Raw genomic sequence first — 18,961 nt, forward strand, 5'->3', positions numbered from 1 at the left:
ATGTTTTTTATCTTATTTAAAACATTCAACTACCACTCATTTGGAATAAGAAAAGAGCAAGGCCCCAAAATTATGTATAAAAAAAAGTACTCCGAAAGTTTAATACAGACTTTTCGAAGTACCTTTTAATTATTCATTAATTATCTATAAAACCATCGCTGCTATCCACCCAAATATCATTAAAGGAACATTCAGATGTAAAAAGGTCGGTACACAAGTATCCCAAATATGGTGATGCTGTCCGTCTACATTTAAACCTGCAGTAGGACCAAGTGTACTGTCCGATGCTGGTGAACCAGCATCTCCCAAAGCCCCTGCAGTTCCAATTAGTGCAATCGTAGCTAACGCACTAAATCCAACAGCTTCTGCTAATGGAACAAAGATCACTGCAATAATAGGAATAGTGGAAAAAGAAGATCCAATCCCCATAGTAATTAAGAGACCGATAAGAAGCATCATTATTGCCGCTAAGCCTTTATGATCACCTAACCAGTCTGCAGTTGTCAAAACTAGGGAGTCTACGTGCCCAGTTTCTCTTATTACTTCTGCAAAACCACCTGCTGCAATCATGACAAAACCGATAAACGCCATCATTTTCATTCCGTTTGTCATAATCGTCTCAGATTTTGACATATTGAATTCCCCTTTAAATCGAAGGTAAATGAAATAGACGTATAGTATAATTAAACCTACTAGGGCACTAAAAATCATCGATCTAGTAAAGTACTGTAGAATAAGTACCGCTAAAATAGAAACAAGCCCTAAGATTACAGAAGGAACTGTATATGAAAATTCGCCTTCTTTTTTATCATCTCCGCCAATCGGGAGTTCTTCATAGTGCCGTTTCTTTCTATAAGATATAAATAAAGCTATGCTTAAACCGATTACCATACCTAACACTGGTAACGCTAAAGCTCGTGGTATCATTCCAAGCTCTATGGCCATACCACTTTCAGACATGTTCCTTTCAATAATTTCATGGAACATTAAACCAAAACCAAATGGCAAAAGGATGTATGGTGCCTTTAAGCCAAAAGTAATAATGGTAGCTACCCCTCTTCTATCAATCATCAATGCATTAAATACTTTAATAAGAGGTGGAATTAAAATAGGAATAAATGCGATATGTATCGGAATGACATTTTGAGAAGAAATAGAAACTAATAAAACTGCAAGTAATAAAAATACTTTAGATAATGTACGAGTTTGCGATTCTCCTTCTTTCCCAACAAGAGAAATTGCGCTTTTCACTATTAAATTAGGTAAGCCTGTAAAACTAATTGCAACTGCAAATGCCCCAAGCATCGCATAACTTAATGCCACACCTGCATTGGACCCTAATCCTGCACCGAAAAACGTTAACGTTTCATCAATGGTAAAGCCAGCTGTTAACCCTCCGACCATTGCACCTATTACTAAAGCTACAACGACATGAATTCGTAACAAGCTTAAAATAATCATTACTAAAACAGCTAATATTACTGCATTCATTTAATCCCCTCACAAACTAATAATCTACTATCCTTTAACACTTCATCGAATTAAAACAATAGTGAATGAAAACACCAATAATATATCATTATAATTTACTAACGTCAATGGATTTCACATAAATGTCAGAAACCTGGTCTACGACATTTGGTTTACGACATTTCACTTTCCTACATCTACTACCAAGCCCCTAGTGAACTTCAACACCAAGCTGTTAGACAAACCTGACACACGATAAAAGAATCGCAAGGTCCCTGAAGTTAGCCAATATATTTGAAAAGTTACTCACATGAGAGAATTATATAAACAAAACAAATTAAAAGCCTGAGAATTATTTCTCAGGCTTTTGGTTTAGTCTATTGACCAATAAATCCTAGTGCACTCATATTACTGTGCAGCTTCAATTTCTTCTATTAATTGATTTAAAATTCTTTCTGAGTCATCACCATAGTTATCGATAAAGAATTGACGTACTGGAATTGCTAATTCACGGAACGCTTCACGTTCAGCTTCTGTTAACTCATATACTTCTGTTGGTGTTTCTTCATTGTCAATAATTGCATCCAATAGCTCTTCATTCATTTGTTCCTGCATTTCAAATGCAACAGGTCTCATTTCTTCTACTGTTTCATCTAACATTTCACGTATATCATCTGGTAAATCATTATAGAAATCAGTATTTACAACTGTCATTGCAACATAGTTGTTATGGTTAGAAATTGTCATATGATCTTGAACTTCATGGAATCCAGCATCCTCAATAAAGAAGATTGGATTTTCCTGACCATGAACGGCACCTTGCTGTAAACTTGTGTACAATTCACTCCAGTCTAATACCGTCGGATCAGCATCATACGCTTCATAAGAAGAACTAATTAAAGGTGAGTTCTGAATACGTATTTGAAACCCGTCAAAATCAGCTGGTGAACGTAATGGTCGATCACTAGTCCATTGCATAGCACCTTCTGTCCAGAATGCCAATGGTGTCATATTATGCTCTTCATATTTCTCACGTAGCTCAACGTTTAATGCTTCACTTTCATCTAAAATTTGTTGAGTTAATGCTACATCATCTGGAAATAAGAAATGTAAAGCGAAAAGCTGTGCTTCTTCAACCATTGTACCAGTAAAACCTGGAGAAACGATAGCTAACTCTGTGTAACCATCCATTAACTGCTCCGCTTGGTCAACACCGTCACCAAGTCCACCATATTCAAATACATTAATTTGTACTCTACCATCTGATTTTTCTGCCATTCTTTCAGCAAACTCATCAGCATATTCATATTGCACTTGCCCTTGTACTTCCTCAGTTACAAAATCCCATTGAAACTCTGCACCATCGTCATCACCACAAGCAGCTAACATGATCGCAGTAGCTAACGCTAAAATAAGTAGTAACCCTTTTTTCAAAAACATAACCAATATTACCCCCATAAAATTTTATTTATTTAAAGGATATCTCCCTCTTCTATTACATCAAACGGACTAAGAAAAGAGAGATGTCCTCAAACAGTATAACTAGTATCGCTACAATTACTAACATAACAATGTACGGCGGTGTACCTCGTATTACATCTAAATACGATTTATTAAAGACGGCACTAGCCGTAAATATATCTACTCCAAACGGCGGCGTTGCTGAACCAAGGGCTGCTTGGAATACGATAACCACCCCTAAATGTACTGGATCAACACCTGCAGCAGTAGCAACTGGAGCAAAAATAGGTGCTAAAATTAAAATAACCACAATTGGATCTACAAACATACATCCAATAAAGAAGAATAACGCTACAATAAATAATACGGTAAGAGCTGAAGGATCCGGTCCTAAAACAGCTTCTGTTAATGTTTGTGGAATCCTTGCTCTATTAATGGCCATCGAAAATGCCTGACCTGCTGCAACAAGAATAAAGACGGCAGAGGTTACTAGTCCACTAGACATAGCAACTTTCGGTAAGTTCGTTATTTTAATTGTTCTATAAATGAACACTTCTAAAATTAAAGCATATAAAACAGAAATACCTGCAGCTTCTGTTGGAGTAAACCAACCAGAATAAATCCCCCCAACGATAATTACTGGGAATCCTAGCGGTAATAATGCTTTTCGAGTAGTTACAAGTCGATCGGACCAACTGGCCTTTTCTACACGTGGTATGTTAAAAATCTTCGCATGTATGTAAGCATACGTTGCAAAAAATATGAAGATTAATACACCTGGTCCAATACCAGCAATAAATAAATCACCTACTGAAGCATTTGAAACTAAAGCATATATAATCATTCCAATACTTGGAGGTATTAAAAGTGCAATATCACTAGCATTAATAATTAAGGCAATGGCACTAGAATCCTTATAACCCATTTTTAATAGACGTTGTCTCATTGGCGTTCCAACAGCTACAACTGTAGCTTGAGTAGATCCAGAAATTGAACCGAATAACGTACAAGCCGCTGCTGTTGTAATTGCGTATCCGCCACGTAAATGTCCAACGAATGCCCCTACAAAATCTACTAACCTATTAGAAGTTTTACCAGTTGCCATAATATCTGCAGCAAATATAAATAAAGGTACTGCTAACAGTGCATATGGTACAATCCCTGTTCTCATTTGTTGAATCAATACGTATGGATCCAGTGAACCAAGGAAGAAGTAGACTAAAACCAGTGCCCCTGATATTAATGGAATCATCATTGGTAGTCCCATAACAAGAAGTACTACCATTACAAGAAGTATAATCCACTCCATATTAAATTCCTCTCATTTTCATTTTATTGTTCATCATAGTCTTTTTTCTCTTGTGCTAAATAAACTTCTTTATTTACTAAATTCACCCATACATTTCTTAAAAATTGAATGCCGCCTAAAAACAGTCCAATAGGAATGAACATAACCATTACCCAATAAGGGATCTCCATTGCGGCAGTAGTCCTCGTTTGATTGATTGTGTACCCATATGCGTAATAGCTTAATAGAAATAAAATAATCGCTGTTATTAATGGATTTACAATAGCAAGTACTTTCTTTACTTTCTTAGGTGCTATATCAAAAAATGCTGACATACTAATGTGGCGCCCTTTTCGAGCAGCATAACTAATACCCATAAAAGTTGCCATAATGATTGCAATTTCACTTACTTCATGTGCAAATAACCAACTTCGCCCTGTAATCGCACGACTAAGTACATTACCAAATGTCATGACTGAAATTATGATAATAGACCAACTTAGAACAATTGCTTCAAATTTAATTAATAGATTATCTAAGAATAACAAAACTTTTTTAATTACACTCAACTTCTATACCCCTCCTCTCTTTTCAAACAGACGTTATTTAAACATAGTTTCCCACCTGCGATACTAGGATTTTTATTTGCGTAATTTATTATGTACATACTAGTTGTTACAGATCGCTTAAATAATATATACACTTATTATATTTTTAGAAGTAGATCCGCTATTAAATAGCATATATCAATAGGAAAATTTGTACAAAAGGGATTGTAGCGTATATAAGGTGATAATTCTCAAAAATCAAGAATGACACCTCATAACATGTACCGTTTGGAAAAATACTACCATCAACGCTTAATAATTCTCAAATTCTCACCCCTCAGCATAGATAATTATCTATTACCCACTTTTTTCCTTCTATAAACCACTCATCTATTATTTATTCTAATTTGTAAAATAAATGACAAATCCCTTGTCCTATTTTATGAAACAGATAAAATTTACTATATTAAAATTTTATTAGTCATCTAATAGGTTTATAAAATCAACAATGGTTTTCACCACATTCCCAGATCCTGCTACTTCTAACTTATTCCCTTCTATTTCTTTTCTAGCTATATTGATAGTAATCCAAGGAATATGTTTAATAAATTCCCCTATCAAACAAGCAGCTTGTATAGGTCGCCCTAACTCTCCACTATTGTTAATATAGTCAGCATTATGATTTTCTCCCAAATTTTTTAATATAAAGTCTTTCTTTAGTGGAATAAAACAAGCAGCTTCATTATTTACATGAGCTATATGATCAAATTTATTCTTTAAATCATCATTATTCGTCATGACAGCAGTGATTCGATCACCAATAGCTAACTCTAATTCAGAGCTAATCCCTTCTAAATTCACAATGACATCACAACCTTCCATACTTGCGAATGTAGCAGCATCTAAACTAGGCAACCAATCAGTAAAATTACTATTTGAAATTTTAACCGTATTTCCACTAAACGTACGAATTATGTCTCCCTCCATTAAAGAACCATTAGTTTTTTTTACTAATGGAATGAGACCAACGGCATTTACCTCCAATTCTCTCCATACTAACAATTGCATAATTCCTAAAATTGAAGCTCCACTTAATTTTTTCCTTCTTATCTCCTTTACTACTTCACGCCCTTCATTTTCAGAACTGTGTTTGGTTTCTTCAATTACTCCACTACCAATGAAAGCTACCTTTTTAGTATTGACCTTTTGTATTTTGCTATTATATTCAATCTTTAATAAATATACTTCCTCCTCTTCCTTTGAAGAAAGACAGAGTATGCCACCTAAGCCAAGTGCATCTAGATCCTTTTTCGTAAATACATCTATACTTACACTGCTATTCTGAAACATTTTTTGAGCTTCTTGGATAAATTTCTGTAATGACATAACACTTTGTGGTGATCCAACTAATTCCTTTACTGTTAAATTTGCTTTCGCAACAAGTGTCGCTTCCTCAATCCACCCCTTTTTCTCTTCAAAATCTGAGTCAATAAAGTAAATATATCTATCATTAGGGACTTTTTTCTCTTTCCAAAGTAATCCTTCAAATTCTTTACTTATTCCGTTAATTACTCCATATATTAAATAATGAATAGATAAACCTTCATCGACCTTGTGATTCAAAGAAAAAAGAGATTCCCAAACAAAGCTTATCTCGTAAAGCCTTTCATTTCTTATGTAATTACCAATGATTAAACCTATTTCTTCATATTTATAACTATCCATATTATTAGAATGACCAAGTCCTACAACAACAACATAATCAATGGAACTATTATTTAATACAGGTAAGGTATGGACAGCCCCAAACGTAGACCACACTTGATGCCTTTTAATCCAATCTGTATATTGACCATCAAAAAGTTCATCTAATTTATTATAGTGATTTCCGCTTTTCTTTTCATTTTGAAATAAACCAATTACGATCGCATTTGTCTCAACTATTTCTGAATGATATTGTAAATGAATCATCTTATCCCTCCTATGAATTCACAAAAATTGTTGTTTTATCTTATACTCTACATTAAAACAGATATGATATAATGAACGTTGCCAAATATACAAAAACTTATGATTAATAAAATTGCCTTATTGGGTAAATGATTAGTAATATGATAAAAATTTAAGTTATGTTAGTGAAATATATTTACTTATTTTTTTAGAAAGGATAATTATTATGGAATTCTTAACAAATTTCCCACTATGGGCTGCATTATTTGCAATAGGCTTTGCCCAATTTATAAAGGTTCCACTCCAATACCTTGCCACAAGAAGATTTGATTGGACCCTTATTACTAGTACAGGAGGAATGCCTAGCTCTCATTCGGGTGCTGTTACTGCTTTATCCACAGCTATTGCTTTACAAGAAGGACTTGGATCTCCGTTTTTTGCCATTTCAGCTATTTTCGGCATTATCGTTATGTTTGATGCAACTGGAGTACGACGTCACGCAGGTGAGCAAGCAACAGTATTAAATCGTTTAGTTGATGATTTTAATAAGCTTGTGGAAGAGATGAAAACATGGCCTGAAAAAGAAGAACAAGAAAAACGAAAAGAACTGAAAGAACTATTAGGACATCAACCAATAGAAGTCTTTTTTGGAGGACTTTTAGGAATTATATTAACACTAGTTCTTCATGGCATTATTTTCTAAGTGCTATAGTAACACATTCCATATCTTTCATTCGGCCATTGATCTCAATTCATCCATCTACATCATCTACATATAATAACTTATAAAGTACTTTATACTCGCTTTAATTTTATCCTTTGTAAAAAAAAGAAAAACAGTTGTCCTGTGCAAAAATGGACAACTGTTTTTTAAAATTACGTAGTTTAGGAAGCATCCACAAAGGATAATTGCCTTCTAAATACTTGAACTGCTTCATCTTCATTTAATTCCATTAAGTCTTGATCTGTTAATCTTCCATCTCCACGTTCAATGACATAAACTTCAACGGATTTTTTTCCCCATTGATCATATACTTCTTGAACAGTTTCATAATATAAGTCTATCTTATTTCCCTTTATTGCTGATCCTGTATCCGCTACTACACCATATCCATAGCCTGGTATAAATAAAATAGTACCTATGGGAAATACAGAGGGATCTGCTGCAACTGTAGAATATAAGTCTCGTTTAACAGTAACTCCAGAAAAAGTGATACCGTATAATGGATGATCCTCTGTTTTTCCAGTTGATTCTGGTCCAGCAGTGTAACCTGTCGCAACAACCTCAACAGCTTGATATTGTGACCAATCTTGTGACTCTTCTAAAGATATTGGCTTTCCTTCTATCGTTTCATGAGACATGATATGTCGTTCCTGAGATTCGTATGGTAATGATCTATTTTGCAGCCTTGTTTGCCTGTACTGTAAATCTCCTCCATAAAGAGTAGTATTATGACGACTTTGCCAAAAAGAATCCTGTTCTAAAAACCATTGCTTCATTTGTTCCGCACTAACGTTAGACACATTCGTAAATGTTGTAAAAATGGCACCGAAAAGTAAGCCAGTAAATAAAAATACCTTTAGTACCCTTTTAAATACAATCATTTCCTTTTCACTCCTCTCACCTAGACATCATTTCCAAGTGAGAAAAAAAATATACAAAATTCATGAAAAAACCTTTAAACAACAAGTGTTTAAAGGTTTTTTCATCATGTATAACGTGGAAAATACATAGTAATTTTAAAACATTTGGTATCCTCTATTTCTAAGCATACGGTTCGCTATCCCTGACAATATTGCCCCAATCATACCTGCAGCTAATATAATAATATCCGCTGTCTTTAGCGATATAAACTGATTCCAAAATACTACGAACGACTCCCCTGGACTTGTAAAGTACGAGAAAAATCCAGATTGATCAACAATAAAGAATATTACGATTGGGTAAATAACCGCCATTGTCCATGTAGAACGGAGTAGCATATTTAAAATAAATCCAATTCCAAAAAATAAGACAAAATAAAGTACAAAAGCAATAATTAACTGTGGTAATGTTAGCATCGGTGAGATTCACCCCCATAAGATCAACCATAAGTTTACTTAATTCTAGGGTTTACGTCAATAAATATGTTATGACATGATAGAAAAATCATTTTCTGAGGAACTTGTGGGGGAAAAATAGAAAAAGAAAACCCTCTAGAGTTAAGCTCTAGAGGCGTTATAATAATCATTTATGCGTTTTGAGATTTTTGACCAGTTCCACTACAACTATGACAAGTTTCTGATCCACCTAATAATAGTTGAAAGTACCCTTTACCTGTACAATACGGGCAATCATTCGCCTTGGTCTTTTTCTTATTTAGAGCCATCGTAGAGCTCCCCCTTCTTTTTATTAATTCAGAAGTTTCTGATAATATACCAAGTAAAAATACATTTGAAAAGTCTTAAAAAACCTTCAATTCCTCAATGAAAGCGTAAACAACAGCTCTTTTCTACGATTAACTAGTTGTGAGAAAAACTTACACACTTTTCCCCTTTACTATTTTTCTGAGTTAAAGTGAAAAGTCTTCACCATTAAAAAATACACTGTTTAAAGGCAAAATAAATAGAAAAAAGCTTTACACAGTATATAGAATATAGTGCAAAGCTTTTAAACAATATTTTAGAAAATATTAAATTTCCCTTTCTTTAACAGCAAAGGCATGCCACCTAACATAAACAAATAACGATTATCAATTACTTTTTTCATTGCTGATGCAGAAGTTCCATATAATTTTTTTGATCCTACTAAGCCCACTGCTTCTTTTCCACCAAGGGAGGCAACTGTTCCTTTAATATCTGGTTTAAATGCTGCTAGTTGTTCCTTCCCTGCTAACAAAGCCCTCAAATTTTTTGCACATGTATCAGCTTGCTGCATGGCAATTTGTGCTGTTGGAGGATATGGTCGATTTATTTCTTCGTTTATGATAATGGCACAATCTCCAATAATAAACACATTATCATATCCTGGAACCCGTAAATCCTTTTCTACTTTTACACGTCCACGCATTGTCTCGAAACCAGATTTTTCTAATACAGAGTTTCCACGTACACCAGTAGTCCATACAACTGTACTGGCATTAATTTCTTCCCCATCTTCTAGTACAACACCATTTTCTGTTACTTCTTTAATTGGAGTACTTATTTTAAATTCTACACCACGGCTCTCTAGTAAATTGACAGCATAATTAACTAATTCTTCATCAAATCCAGGTAAAGCTGTTGGTGCTGCCTCAACTGAATATATTTTAACCTTTTCCCGATCAATATCATATTCTTCGCACAGTTCAGGAATCCGTTCAGAAAGCTCCCCAACAAATTCTATGCCAGTGAAACCAGCCCCAGCAACAATAAAGGCTAAATAGCCTTCATTCTTTTCTTCTTCATTGTTATAGCTTGCAAACATGTATTCAATATGTTCCCGTATTAGCCTAACAGAATTTACACTTCGTATAGAAAATGCGTTTTTTTCGACTCCAGGAATTCCAAAAGTTTCAGGCTCAGAACCTAGACCTATAACTAAATAGTCGTACTCAAGCTCTCCACTAGCAAGGAGTACCTTCTTTTCTTCCCCTTTAATCTCTGTAACAGAATCTTTAATAAAATGAATTTTGTTCGTATCAATGACACTGTCAATTCGCATCCGTGTTCGGTCATGGTGCAAAGTACCAGCAGCTGGTTCATGTAACCATGTTGTTTGATAGTGATAATTATGCTTATTCACTAACGTAATTTCTGCATCATGATGAGCATTTGCCTTTTGAAGCTTGCTTGCCGTCATCATTCCCCCATAGCCTGCACCTAATATGACGATTTTGGGCTTTCTATTCATAATCCTCACTCCAATTTATCTTACTTATTCTTCATTTTCCCCTACAATAAAAATGTCAAGCATGTGTTTTTTTCCATAAAGTAATTTTCCCAAAAAGTTTGTGATGTGATTCACGTAACACATCATAAAAAAACAAAGTTTTCCTTTTTATTTATTTAGACACGAAAAGTTTGTTACTATTATCACAAAGGTAATGTTACTTTTTCTTCCCTTACATCCATTTTAAGTTTAAGCTACAAATTTTTCAATAGCTTTTTGACAATTTTATGAATTTTTTATTCTAACTAGTTGTACGATACACATCATAATACACTGTTTATAGGGATATCAACCTAAAAGTATTTGATTACATAAGTATAATCAATGTAGTCCCCTTTTCTAAACAAGGTTTTACATTTATAATATATAAATGGTCATTGTCAAAATATAAGTGGAGGTGTAAGGTTTGTCTAAAGAAAGAAAAGTTTATGATATTACAATTATTGGGGGAGGCCCAGTAGGAATCTTTACTGCGTTTTATGGTGGTATGAGGCAAGCGAGTGTTAAAATAATTGAAGCAATGCCTCAATTAGGAGGACAATTGTCAGCATTATATCCAGAGAAATTCATTTATGATATTGCTGGTTTCCCAAAAGTTCGTGCACAAAAATTAATTGATGATTTAGTTGAGCAAGCAAATCACTTTGATCCAACGATCGTTTTAGAGCAGTCTGTTGAGAATGTTGAAAAAGGCGAAGATGAAATCTTTACTTTAACAACAGATAAAGAAACACATTATTCTAAAACAGTTATTATTACTGCTGGAGTTGGGGCATTCCAGCCACGAAGGTTAGAAGTAGACGGAGCAGAACAATATGAAGGAAAAAACCTTCATTATTTTGTAAATGATTTAAATAAATTTGCTGGAGATCGCGTACTACTTTCTGGCGGTGGTGATTCTGCTGTAGACTGGACATTAATGCTCGAGGATATTGCTGAGGAAATTACAATTATTCATAGACGGAATAAATTCCGTGCTCACGAACATAGTGTGGAGCAATTAACAACTTCTGAAAAAATTAACGTAAAAACACCATATGTCATTACTAAATTACATGGAAATGGTGACAAAATTACTGCCGTTGACATTCAAGAAAAAGATGGAGACGTAACTGAGACTATTGATATTGATACACTAATTGTTAACTTCGGATTCATATCAAACCTAGGACCAATTAAAGATTGGGGACTAGAAATTGAAAAGAACTCTATCGTTGTTAATTCCAGAATGGAAACAAATGTAAAAGGTATTTATGCTGCTGGAGACATTGCAACATACGACGGTAAAGTGAAATTAATTGCTTGTGGATTTGGTGAGGCTCCTATCGCTGTTAATAATGCAAAATCTTACATTGATCCAACTGCAAAACTTCACCCAGGTCACAGTTCAAGCATGTTTTAAATTATTTATACTTAATTAGTAAGAAATCTAAAATTATAAAAACTGTCTCATACGATTCTATATTGTAGTGAGACAGTTTTTATTTTGGTTATAAATTTGGTCGTCTATGACTGAATTATTGTTTTCTTATGAGGTAATTTGTGGTTTCTATGAGCCGAAGTATGTGTTCTATGAGCCGGTTTAGGCATTCTATGAGCAAACAGCCTTTGCACCCTTTTTTTAAAAAATCCAAAACCACCACTATATCACTTCCAATAAAAAAATCTGTAACCACTACATTTAAAAAATGCAATAGCTACAGACCTTATCTGTCATTCATTAGCAATCTTCTGGGGTACCGGCATTCTGTGCTGTTCGGAAAGAAGACCCACAACCACAAGATGCGATAGCGTTAGGGTTTTCTATTGTAAACCCACCACCCATCATATTTTGTTTATAATCAATTTCCACACCTTGTAGTAGCGGTGCACTTTCATTATCTACAACAACCTTCACACCATGCTGTTCGAATGTGGTATCATCATCATTTTTTTCCGTTTCAAAACCCATCCCATAGGATAGACCACTGCATCCTCCACCTTTTACTCCGACTCTTAAAAGTGAGGATTCTCCTTCTTCTTCCATCATCTTTTTAATTTGTGATGCTGCTGTTTCACTAATTTTCAACATTTTTTTCACCCCTTACATGGATGTTATATTTAGTATATCCTCTCAATGCTGTTTATTTCAAGTGAATCGATTTATTAGAATCCATAATGTTAACAGGGAATTCCTCTAACAACCAATTGTCACTTTTATAATAATGATGATAAGATAGATAAAGAGTTTTAGAAAAAACATCAATTTCTATCTTTTATTAGTATATGATCCAACACATTATTATTTACATTCAAATAAAATTCCTCTGTTACATTTACTTTTCATCATGGTTAGGACAAGCTACTATATTTTTTAAAATATGAAGGGAGAATTAATATGAGTATCGTTTTATTAGATCAAGGTCTAGAAGACATAAAAGCGAAAGTAACTAACGGTGAACGACTTTCCATTGAAGATGGCTTAAAGTTGTATGATACTGCAGACTTATTGACTGTTGCTCAGTTAGCGAACCAAGTAAATATTCAAAAGAACGGAAGTAATGTCTATTTTATTCAAAATATGTATATAAACCCTACGAATGTGTGCGAAGCTAGTTGCTCTTTCTGTGGTTTCAAGCGTAAGCCAGGTGAAGAAGGGGCTTATACAATGAACGAGGAAGATCTATTAAAGTATGTAGAGGAACGATGGAATGATAATATCCGAGAATTCCACATCGTTGGTGGGCATAATCATGAAGTTCCTTTCGATTATTATTTAGATACGATTCGTACTTTAAAAAAGCATTATCCACAGTGCACAATTAAAGCTTATACTGGTGCAGAAATTGAGTTTTTCAGTCGTATTTCTGGTCTAACAATGAAAGAGGTTTTAGAGGAATTAATTAAAGCAGGACTGGATACTCTTCCAGGAGGCGGTGCTGAAATCCTAACTGAAAATTATCGATTAAAAATGAGTCCAGAAAAAGCTTCAACAGATCAATGGCTTGAAGCACATGAGATTGCCCACGGATTAGGATTAAAAACTCACGCTACTATGCTTTATGGTTCCATTGAATCAAAGGAAGAACGTCTTATTCATATGGATAGACTTCGTCAATTACAAGATCGAACAAATGGATACATGGTCTTTATTCCATTAGCCATGCAACCAAAAAGTATTAATGCTGGTCTAAAGCGTCGTACTTCGGCCTATGATGATTTACGTACGATAGCTATTAGTCGATTAATGCTAGATAATTTCGATCATATTAAGGCTTATTGGATTAACATCGGCCCTCAACTTACACAAATGGCCTTGACTTTCGGAAGCTCCGACATTCACGGTACCTTAATTGAGGAAAGAATTTCTCATTCAGTTGGGGCTTTAACTTCACAAGGGCTTACGCGAGATGAATTAATCCACTTAATTAAGGGTGCCAATAAAGTTCCAGTGGAAAGAGATACATTTTATAACAAAATTAAAGTTTACGAATAAGAACACTTGATAAACCATTATCATTTTTTTGAAAAAACCCCGTTGATCATGAAAAATCAGCGGGGTTACTTTTGTGGTGTAAACCTTAAAACAACGACATCTTCACTTATAATAATGTTCAGCATTATATATGGACCACCACCAAAACTTAGGTTCATCCATTTCGACTATTTTTTCTATAATAAATACCTTCACAAATAGTTTCTGCTGGGCCTGTCATCCACACATGATCATCTTCTGCCCATTTAATTCGCAAATCACCACCAGCAAGATGAACTAATACTTCTTCCCCTTTTTGAGAGTAGCCATTAAGTACCGAAGCAACCACTGCAGCACATGCCCCTGTCCCACACGCTTGTGTGATGCCAGATCCTCTTTCCCATACACGGAAATGAAGTTCGTTTTTCGAAACTTGCTCAACAAACTCTACATTTACACTTTCAGGAAACCTATTGTGCTTTTCCACCAATGGTCCAATTGTATTTAATGGAGCTTCCTCTATTTGGTCTACGTAGAAAACGGCATGAGGATTTCCCATTGAAACAGCTGTCATATACATAGGAACATATCCTTGCACTTCTATCTCTTCCATAATTATAGGAGTTTTTTCTGTACCTAATAAGGGGATCTCTTCTGGTTTAAGACGTGGTAAACCCATATCAACAGTAACTTGCTCAACATTATTATTACTATTTACATGAACCGTTGCCTCCACTACCCCTCCTAGTGTTTCAATCGACATTTCTTTTGAAGCAACAAGTTTGTTGTCATGGGCATACTTAGCCACGCAGCGAAGTCCATTCCCACAGTTTTTTGCTTCTGAACCATCCTTATTAAAAATTCTCATCTGTAGATCTCCTACTTCAGATGGCCCAATTAGTATTAATCCATCTGATCCAATACCGGTATAAACATCCGATACCTCTATTGCAATTTTTGCAAGTTCTTCTTCCATTATTTTCTCTTCAAATTGATTAACAAATATATACTGGTTTCCTAGTCCATGCATTTTAGTAAATCTCATAAATAATGCCTCTTTTCTATCCCATTATCTTAATTTCTCGTTCGTCCAAAAGTAATCTTCATCCGCTTCCAAAATAATCATCGTTCGTAAACAGCATGGAACATTCAATCTCTGCTTCACTTTTTCTTTCGCTAATTGCAATGATTCCTCAGACATATGTGTTAAAACATTGTCTGCTTTGCAATAAGGACACTGAGACAAATATATCTCTCCCATTTGTATTTCGTATGGCCATGTATGATCAAAAGGTATTGGTTTCATCTAATCACCGTCTTTTCTATCTAATCCAATTATTGTACGAAATTAGTTTAACATAATTAGCGAGAAAATAGCATTATATAAAAAAACCACTGACCAATAGATCAGTGGATAAAAGTAGTATTGATTCTAGAATTAAAACATTGGATTTTCTTCAAGAAATATATATATATTATCTAGCAGTTCCTCGTTTGTACTACCAGTAACTACCTCGCCATTCACTAAAGCAAATCTATTTCTTGAACATTGACCACAAAAGCTTAAACAGCCATATTCAATTACATCCAAGTTAGGATCCTTTTCAAGCTCTTCTTTTACTTTTTGTGTACCACTAGCTAAATTACTAACACAAAATTCTATTATTGGTCTCAAGTTCCTCACCTCAGTGTTAATCACAATGAATTCTAAATCATCCTAACTGTAAATAATAATATTGTCAATAAGAAAAGCGCAAGGCGCCAATAAAATTATTTTAATATATTTACTCAATATTCTAATAAATATTGTTATTTCGACAAAAAACTGATAACATTTAATATGCTTGGTTTAACACCGTTTATACGGTGTTTATATCACATATTTTTTCACTGCTAATTCCCACAGAGGAAAAGAGGAGGCGGATTATGTGCGGAATTTACTTATATTAGGTGGAGGATATGGAGGTTTTCGAGTCATTCAAAAGCTTCTTACTTCTACTTCTATGAGAGATATTACCATTACTCTTATTGAAAAAGAGCCTTATCATAGCTTAAAAACAGAATTTTATGCTCTAGCAGCTGGAACAGTTGCTGATAAGCATTTACGACTTGCCTTCCCAAATGATGTACGATTAGAGCTTAAATTTGAAAAAGTTACAGAAATTATATTAGAAGAACAACAAGTGAAATTATCTAACGGTGAGTACTTAGAATACGATGATATAGTCATTGGTCTTGGATGTGAAGATAAATATCATAATGTTCCTGGAGCATCTGAAAATACGTTAAGCATTCAAAGTATGGGAAGAGCAAGAAAAACATACCACGTCCTGCAAAAAATACGACCAGAAGGAACAATTGCCATTGTAGGTGGAGGTTTAAGTGGTGTTGAATTAGCTAGTGAGTTAAGGGAAAGTCGCCCTGACTTGAATGTGAAGCTTTATGATCGTGGTAAAAATATTCTTTCTATGTTCCCTGCGAAGTTATATAATTACGTAACGGAATGGTTAATAGAAAACGGTGTTGAAATTATTAGTGAAGCAAACATAACGAAGGCAGAAAAAACGGTTTTATATAATCATGGTAATCCAATAAACGTTGACGCTATTATTTGGACTGCTGGAATTCAAGCAAATCAAATTGTCCGTCAGCTAGACGTTGAAAAAGACAGTATCGGACGAGTCCTTGTAACGAAGTACCATCATATTCCTGGCTATGACAATGCTTTTGTCGTTGGGGATTGTGCAGCATTAGATCATGCACCTAGTGCCCAGTTAGCTGAAGGACAAGCTGAACAAATTGCTTTTCTCCTTTTAAAGAAGTGGAACGGAGAAAAATTTCCAGAAGAAATGCCGCGCATTAAGCTAAAAGGTGTACTTGGTTCATTAGGAAAGAAGCATGGATTTGGTTTGATGGGTGAAAAAGCATTAACTGGCCGAGTACCTCGTGTATTAAAATCAGGAGTTCTTTGGATGTACAAACATCACTCCGGTGTTTAATTTACATATAAAAAAGTAAACCTCCAAATTAGGAGGTTTTTTGTTATGAATGATCCATTTGCAATAATTTCGAGATTTTTTTTAAAATGGAGGGTAAATTTGGATTTCCCTCTGCAACAACTTCTCCATTGATTACCACTAAAGGGTAAAAATATTCATCATCTAATATCATCTGACTATATTTTACTTGTTCTTCTGTTTTTAGCTCATCATTTATATCACAATATTCAAAAGACAGTTTTTCATTGGGAAATTTTCTAGTTATTGCTGCTTCTAACCATTCTTTCGTTTCATATGCACTTGGTAAATGTATGCAGCTAGCACATTTCTCCTCTGCACCATATACTGTTATTGTAATAGGTATCATCTTTTGTCTCCTTTATAGCAAATTCATCTTAGTTTAACAAATATGCTTATAATGGGCAAAGTAAATGCTATTATCACCTTAAATATGATTTATATAGAAAATTCGGTTTCTGTTCATGGATTTTTTCTTTAATGGATATTATAATGGATGTAAAGAAAGGAGTGTTCTATCATGGCAAATGCAACGATGGAAGAACAAGTACAAGAAGTACTAGATAAATTACGTCCGTTCCTTCTTCGCGATGGAGGAGATGTTGAGCTTGTAGGAATTGATGAAGGTGTTGTTAAAGTACGTTTGATGGGTGCTTGCGGTTCTTGCCCAAGTTCAACAATCACATTAAAAGCAGGTATTGAACGTGCCCTTCTTGAAGAAGTTCCAGGAGTAACAGAGTTAGAACAAGTATTCTAATCTTAAATAAAAAACGTAACGCATCCATCTATGCTTGAGCTTTTTCGTTCAGCAAAGGTGGATGCGTCTTTTTATCTTTTAAGCCTCTACAACTGTCTCTGGCTTCTTACCACACAATACATTAGCAATATTTCGACTTACAAGCTCACACATTTCCTTTCTCGTCTCCATACTAGAGCTTCCTATATGCGGCAAAGCTACAACATTTTTTAACCTTAATAGTGGATGTTCCGAGCTAATTGGCTCTTCTTTAAAAACATCAAGTCCAGCACCTGATATAACACCTTCCTCTAGTGCACGTTGTAACGCTGTCTCATCAACCACAGCTCCTCTAGAAGCATTAATAAAGATAGCAGAACGCTTCATTTTATGAAACACTTCCGAAGTAAATAAGTTCTCTGTCTCCTTAGTTAATGGTGCTAAACAAACAATATAATCAGATTGCTCTAATAACGTATGGAAACTAACATACTTAGCACCTAATTGCTTTTCTGCTGTTTCATTTCTTGAACGGTTGTAGTAGAGGATATTCATATCAAATCCAGTTGCCCGCTTTGCAACAGCTGACCCTATCCTCCCCATCCCAACTATGCCAATTGTTTTATGATGTATATCTGATCCAGCCATTAATAGAGGGGCCCAATTTTGCCACTTTCCTTCTTTCACATAATCTGCAGCTTCTACAATCCTACGGGCTGTCGCCATTAGTAAAGCAAAAGTTAAGTCTGCTGTTGTATCTGTTAGAACGTCTGGTGTGTTACAAACGACAACACCTTTCTCTGTTGCTGCAGCAATGTCAATATTATCATAGCCTACTGCTAAATTTGCTACTACCTTTAAGTTTGGAGCATGATCCAATAATTTTGTATCAATCTTGTCTGAAAGCATTGTAAAGAGACCATCCGCTTTTTTTGCTTCTTCTAATAAGGTTTCCCTAGGGACAGGTATTTCCTCTTCTGTCCAACTATGTATTTCCGCTATTTCCTTTAATGGAGCTAGGGTTTCATCTGGAACTTTTCTAGTTATAAAAACATATGGCTTTTTAGTCATTTTACTCCTCATTCCTTTCATAAGGACATATACCTTCATAAATAAAGTATACAATG

20 protein-coding genes are annotated in these 18,961 nt (G+C 34.7%); 5 read left to right on the plus strand and 15 right to left on the minus strand.

Annotation, left to right across the window (positions count from 1 at the left end; genetic code table 11):
• Positions 1–144 precede the first annotated feature (144 nt).
• The 5 genes from QA612_RS15580 to QA612_RS15600 form a co-directional block, all read right to left on the minus strand.
• Positions 145–1,491, minus strand: coding sequence for a Na+/H+ antiporter family protein (locus QA612_RS15580; RefSeq protein ID WP_278284730.1), 1,347 nt, complete (start codon positions 1,489–1,491; stop codon positions 145–147).
• Between the two features lie 387 nt (positions 1,492–1,878).
• The gene (gene dctP, locus QA612_RS15585) at positions 1,879–2,910 is read right to left on the minus strand and encodes a TRAP transporter substrate-binding protein DctP (RefSeq protein WP_278284731.1); all 1,032 of its coding nucleotides are present in this window, start codon (positions 2,908–2,910) and stop codon (positions 1,879–1,881) included.
• A 55-nt stretch (positions 2,911–2,965) separates the two neighbouring features.
• On the minus strand, positions 2,966–4,240 hold the full coding sequence (locus QA612_RS15590; RefSeq protein ID WP_278284732.1) for a TRAP transporter large permease: 1,275 nt from the start codon (positions 4,238–4,240) through the stop codon (positions 2,966–2,968).
• Between the two features lie 23 nt (positions 4,241–4,263).
• Positions 4,264–4,788 carry a TRAP transporter small permease gene (locus QA612_RS15595; protein ID WP_278284733.1) on the minus strand — a complete coding sequence of 175 codons (525 nt, stop codon included), beginning with the start codon at positions 4,786–4,788 and terminating at the stop codon, positions 4,264–4,266.
• Positions 4,789–5,244: 456 nt separating this feature from the next.
• Positions 5,245–6,738, minus strand: a complete 1,494-nt coding sequence (locus QA612_RS15600) for a M17 family peptidase N-terminal domain-containing protein (RefSeq protein ID WP_278284734.1) — start codon at positions 6,736–6,738, stop codon at positions 5,245–5,247.
• 205 nt (positions 6,739–6,943) lie between these two features.
• Between QA612_RS15600 and QA612_RS15605 the strand changes: the two genes are divergently transcribed.
• A complete protein-coding gene (locus QA612_RS15605; protein ID WP_278284735.1) occupies positions 6,944–7,420 on the plus strand; it encodes a divergent PAP2 family protein in 477 nt (158 codons plus the stop codon).
• A 182-nt stretch (positions 7,421–7,602) separates the two neighbouring features.
• On the opposite strand, the gene QA612_RS15610 is transcribed toward QA612_RS15605, so the two are convergent.
• The 4 genes from QA612_RS15610 to QA612_RS15625 form a co-directional block, all read right to left on the minus strand.
• Complete coding sequence (locus QA612_RS15610; protein WP_278284736.1) at positions 7,603–8,322, minus strand: 3D domain-containing protein; 720 nt, start codon at positions 8,320–8,322, stop codon at positions 7,603–7,605.
• Positions 8,323–8,457: 135 nt separating this feature from the next.
• Complete coding sequence (locus tag QA612_RS15615; protein WP_278284737.1) at positions 8,458–8,778, minus strand: YuiB family protein; 321 nt, start codon at positions 8,776–8,778, stop codon at positions 8,458–8,460.
• A 170-nt stretch (positions 8,779–8,948) separates the two neighbouring features.
• On the minus strand, positions 8,949–9,086 hold the full coding sequence (locus tag QA612_RS15620) for a YuiA family protein (RefSeq protein WP_278284738.1): 138 nt from the start codon (positions 9,084–9,086) through the stop codon (positions 8,949–8,951).
• Between the two features lie 293 nt (positions 9,087–9,379).
• Positions 9,380–10,588 carry an NAD(P)/FAD-dependent oxidoreductase gene (locus QA612_RS15625; RefSeq protein ID WP_278284739.1) on the minus strand — a complete coding sequence of 403 codons (1,209 nt, stop codon included), beginning with the start codon at positions 10,586–10,588 and terminating at the stop codon, positions 9,380–9,382.
• Between the two features lie 445 nt (positions 10,589–11,033).
• On the opposite strand from QA612_RS15625, the gene QA612_RS15630 reads away from it, so the two are divergent.
• Complete coding sequence (locus QA612_RS15630; protein WP_278284740.1) at positions 11,034–12,029, plus strand: NAD(P)/FAD-dependent oxidoreductase; 996 nt, start codon at positions 11,034–11,036, stop codon at positions 12,027–12,029.
• Positions 12,030–12,347: 318 nt separating this feature from the next.
• Here QA612_RS15630 and erpA read toward each other — a convergent pair whose 3' ends face one another.
• Positions 12,348–12,698 (minus strand): iron-sulfur cluster insertion protein ErpA, encoded by a 351-nt coding sequence (gene erpA, locus QA612_RS15635; protein ID WP_278284741.1) that lies wholly within the window; start codon positions 12,696–12,698, stop codon positions 12,348–12,350.
• A gap of 306 nt (positions 12,699–13,004) precedes the next feature.
• Between erpA and mqnE the strand changes: the two genes are divergently transcribed.
• Positions 13,005–14,102: an aminofutalosine synthase MqnE gene (mqnE, locus tag QA612_RS15640; RefSeq protein WP_278284742.1), complete on the plus strand. Its 1,098-nt coding sequence runs from the start codon at positions 13,005–13,007 to the stop codon at positions 14,100–14,102.
• Between the two features lie 154 nt (positions 14,103–14,256).
• On the opposite strand, the gene dapF is transcribed toward mqnE, so the two are convergent.
• The 3 genes from dapF to QA612_RS15655 all read right to left on the minus strand — a co-directional run bounded on the left by dapF (position 14,257) and on the right by QA612_RS15655 (position 15,756).
• Positions 14,257–15,126: a diaminopimelate epimerase gene (gene dapF, locus QA612_RS15645; RefSeq protein ID WP_278284743.1), complete on the minus strand. Its 870-nt coding sequence runs from the start codon at positions 15,124–15,126 to the stop codon at positions 14,257–14,259.
• 24 nt (positions 15,127–15,150) lie between these two features.
• Complete coding sequence (locus tag QA612_RS15650; RefSeq protein ID WP_278284744.1) at positions 15,151–15,387, minus strand: hypothetical protein; 237 nt, start codon at positions 15,385–15,387, stop codon at positions 15,151–15,153.
• Between the two features lie 132 nt (positions 15,388–15,519).
• Positions 15,520–15,756, minus strand: coding sequence for a YuzB family protein (locus QA612_RS15655; RefSeq protein ID WP_278284745.1), 237 nt, complete (start codon positions 15,754–15,756; stop codon positions 15,520–15,522).
• Between the two features lie 253 nt (positions 15,757–16,009).
• Between QA612_RS15655 and QA612_RS15660 the strand changes: the two genes are divergently transcribed.
• Positions 16,010–17,080, plus strand: a complete 1,071-nt coding sequence (locus QA612_RS15660; protein ID WP_278284746.1) for an NAD(P)/FAD-dependent oxidoreductase — start codon at positions 16,010–16,012, stop codon at positions 17,078–17,080.
• A gap of 43 nt (positions 17,081–17,123) precedes the next feature.
• Here QA612_RS15660 and QA612_RS15665 read toward each other — a convergent pair whose 3' ends face one another.
• Positions 17,124–17,447 carry a YuzD family protein gene (locus QA612_RS15665; protein ID WP_278284747.1) on the minus strand — a complete coding sequence of 108 codons (324 nt, stop codon included), beginning with the start codon at positions 17,445–17,447 and terminating at the stop codon, positions 17,124–17,126.
• 171 nt (positions 17,448–17,618) lie between these two features.
• On the opposite strand from QA612_RS15665, the gene QA612_RS15670 reads away from it, so the two are divergent.
• Positions 17,619–17,855 (plus strand): NifU family protein, encoded by a 237-nt coding sequence (locus tag QA612_RS15670; protein ID WP_226515548.1) that lies wholly within the window; start codon positions 17,619–17,621, stop codon positions 17,853–17,855.
• Between the two features lie 78 nt (positions 17,856–17,933).
• Here the strand turns inward: QA612_RS15670 and QA612_RS15675 are convergent, their stop codons facing one another.
• Positions 17,934–18,905, minus strand: coding sequence for a 2-hydroxyacid dehydrogenase (locus QA612_RS15675; protein WP_278284748.1), 972 nt, complete (start codon positions 18,903–18,905; stop codon positions 17,934–17,936).
• Positions 18,906–18,961: the final 56 nt, after the last annotated feature.

The sequence above is a fragment of the Evansella sp. AB-P1 genome (genome assembly GCF_029688925.1).
Classification (GTDB): Bacteria; Bacillota; Bacilli; order Bacillales; family Salisediminibacteriaceae; genus Evansella.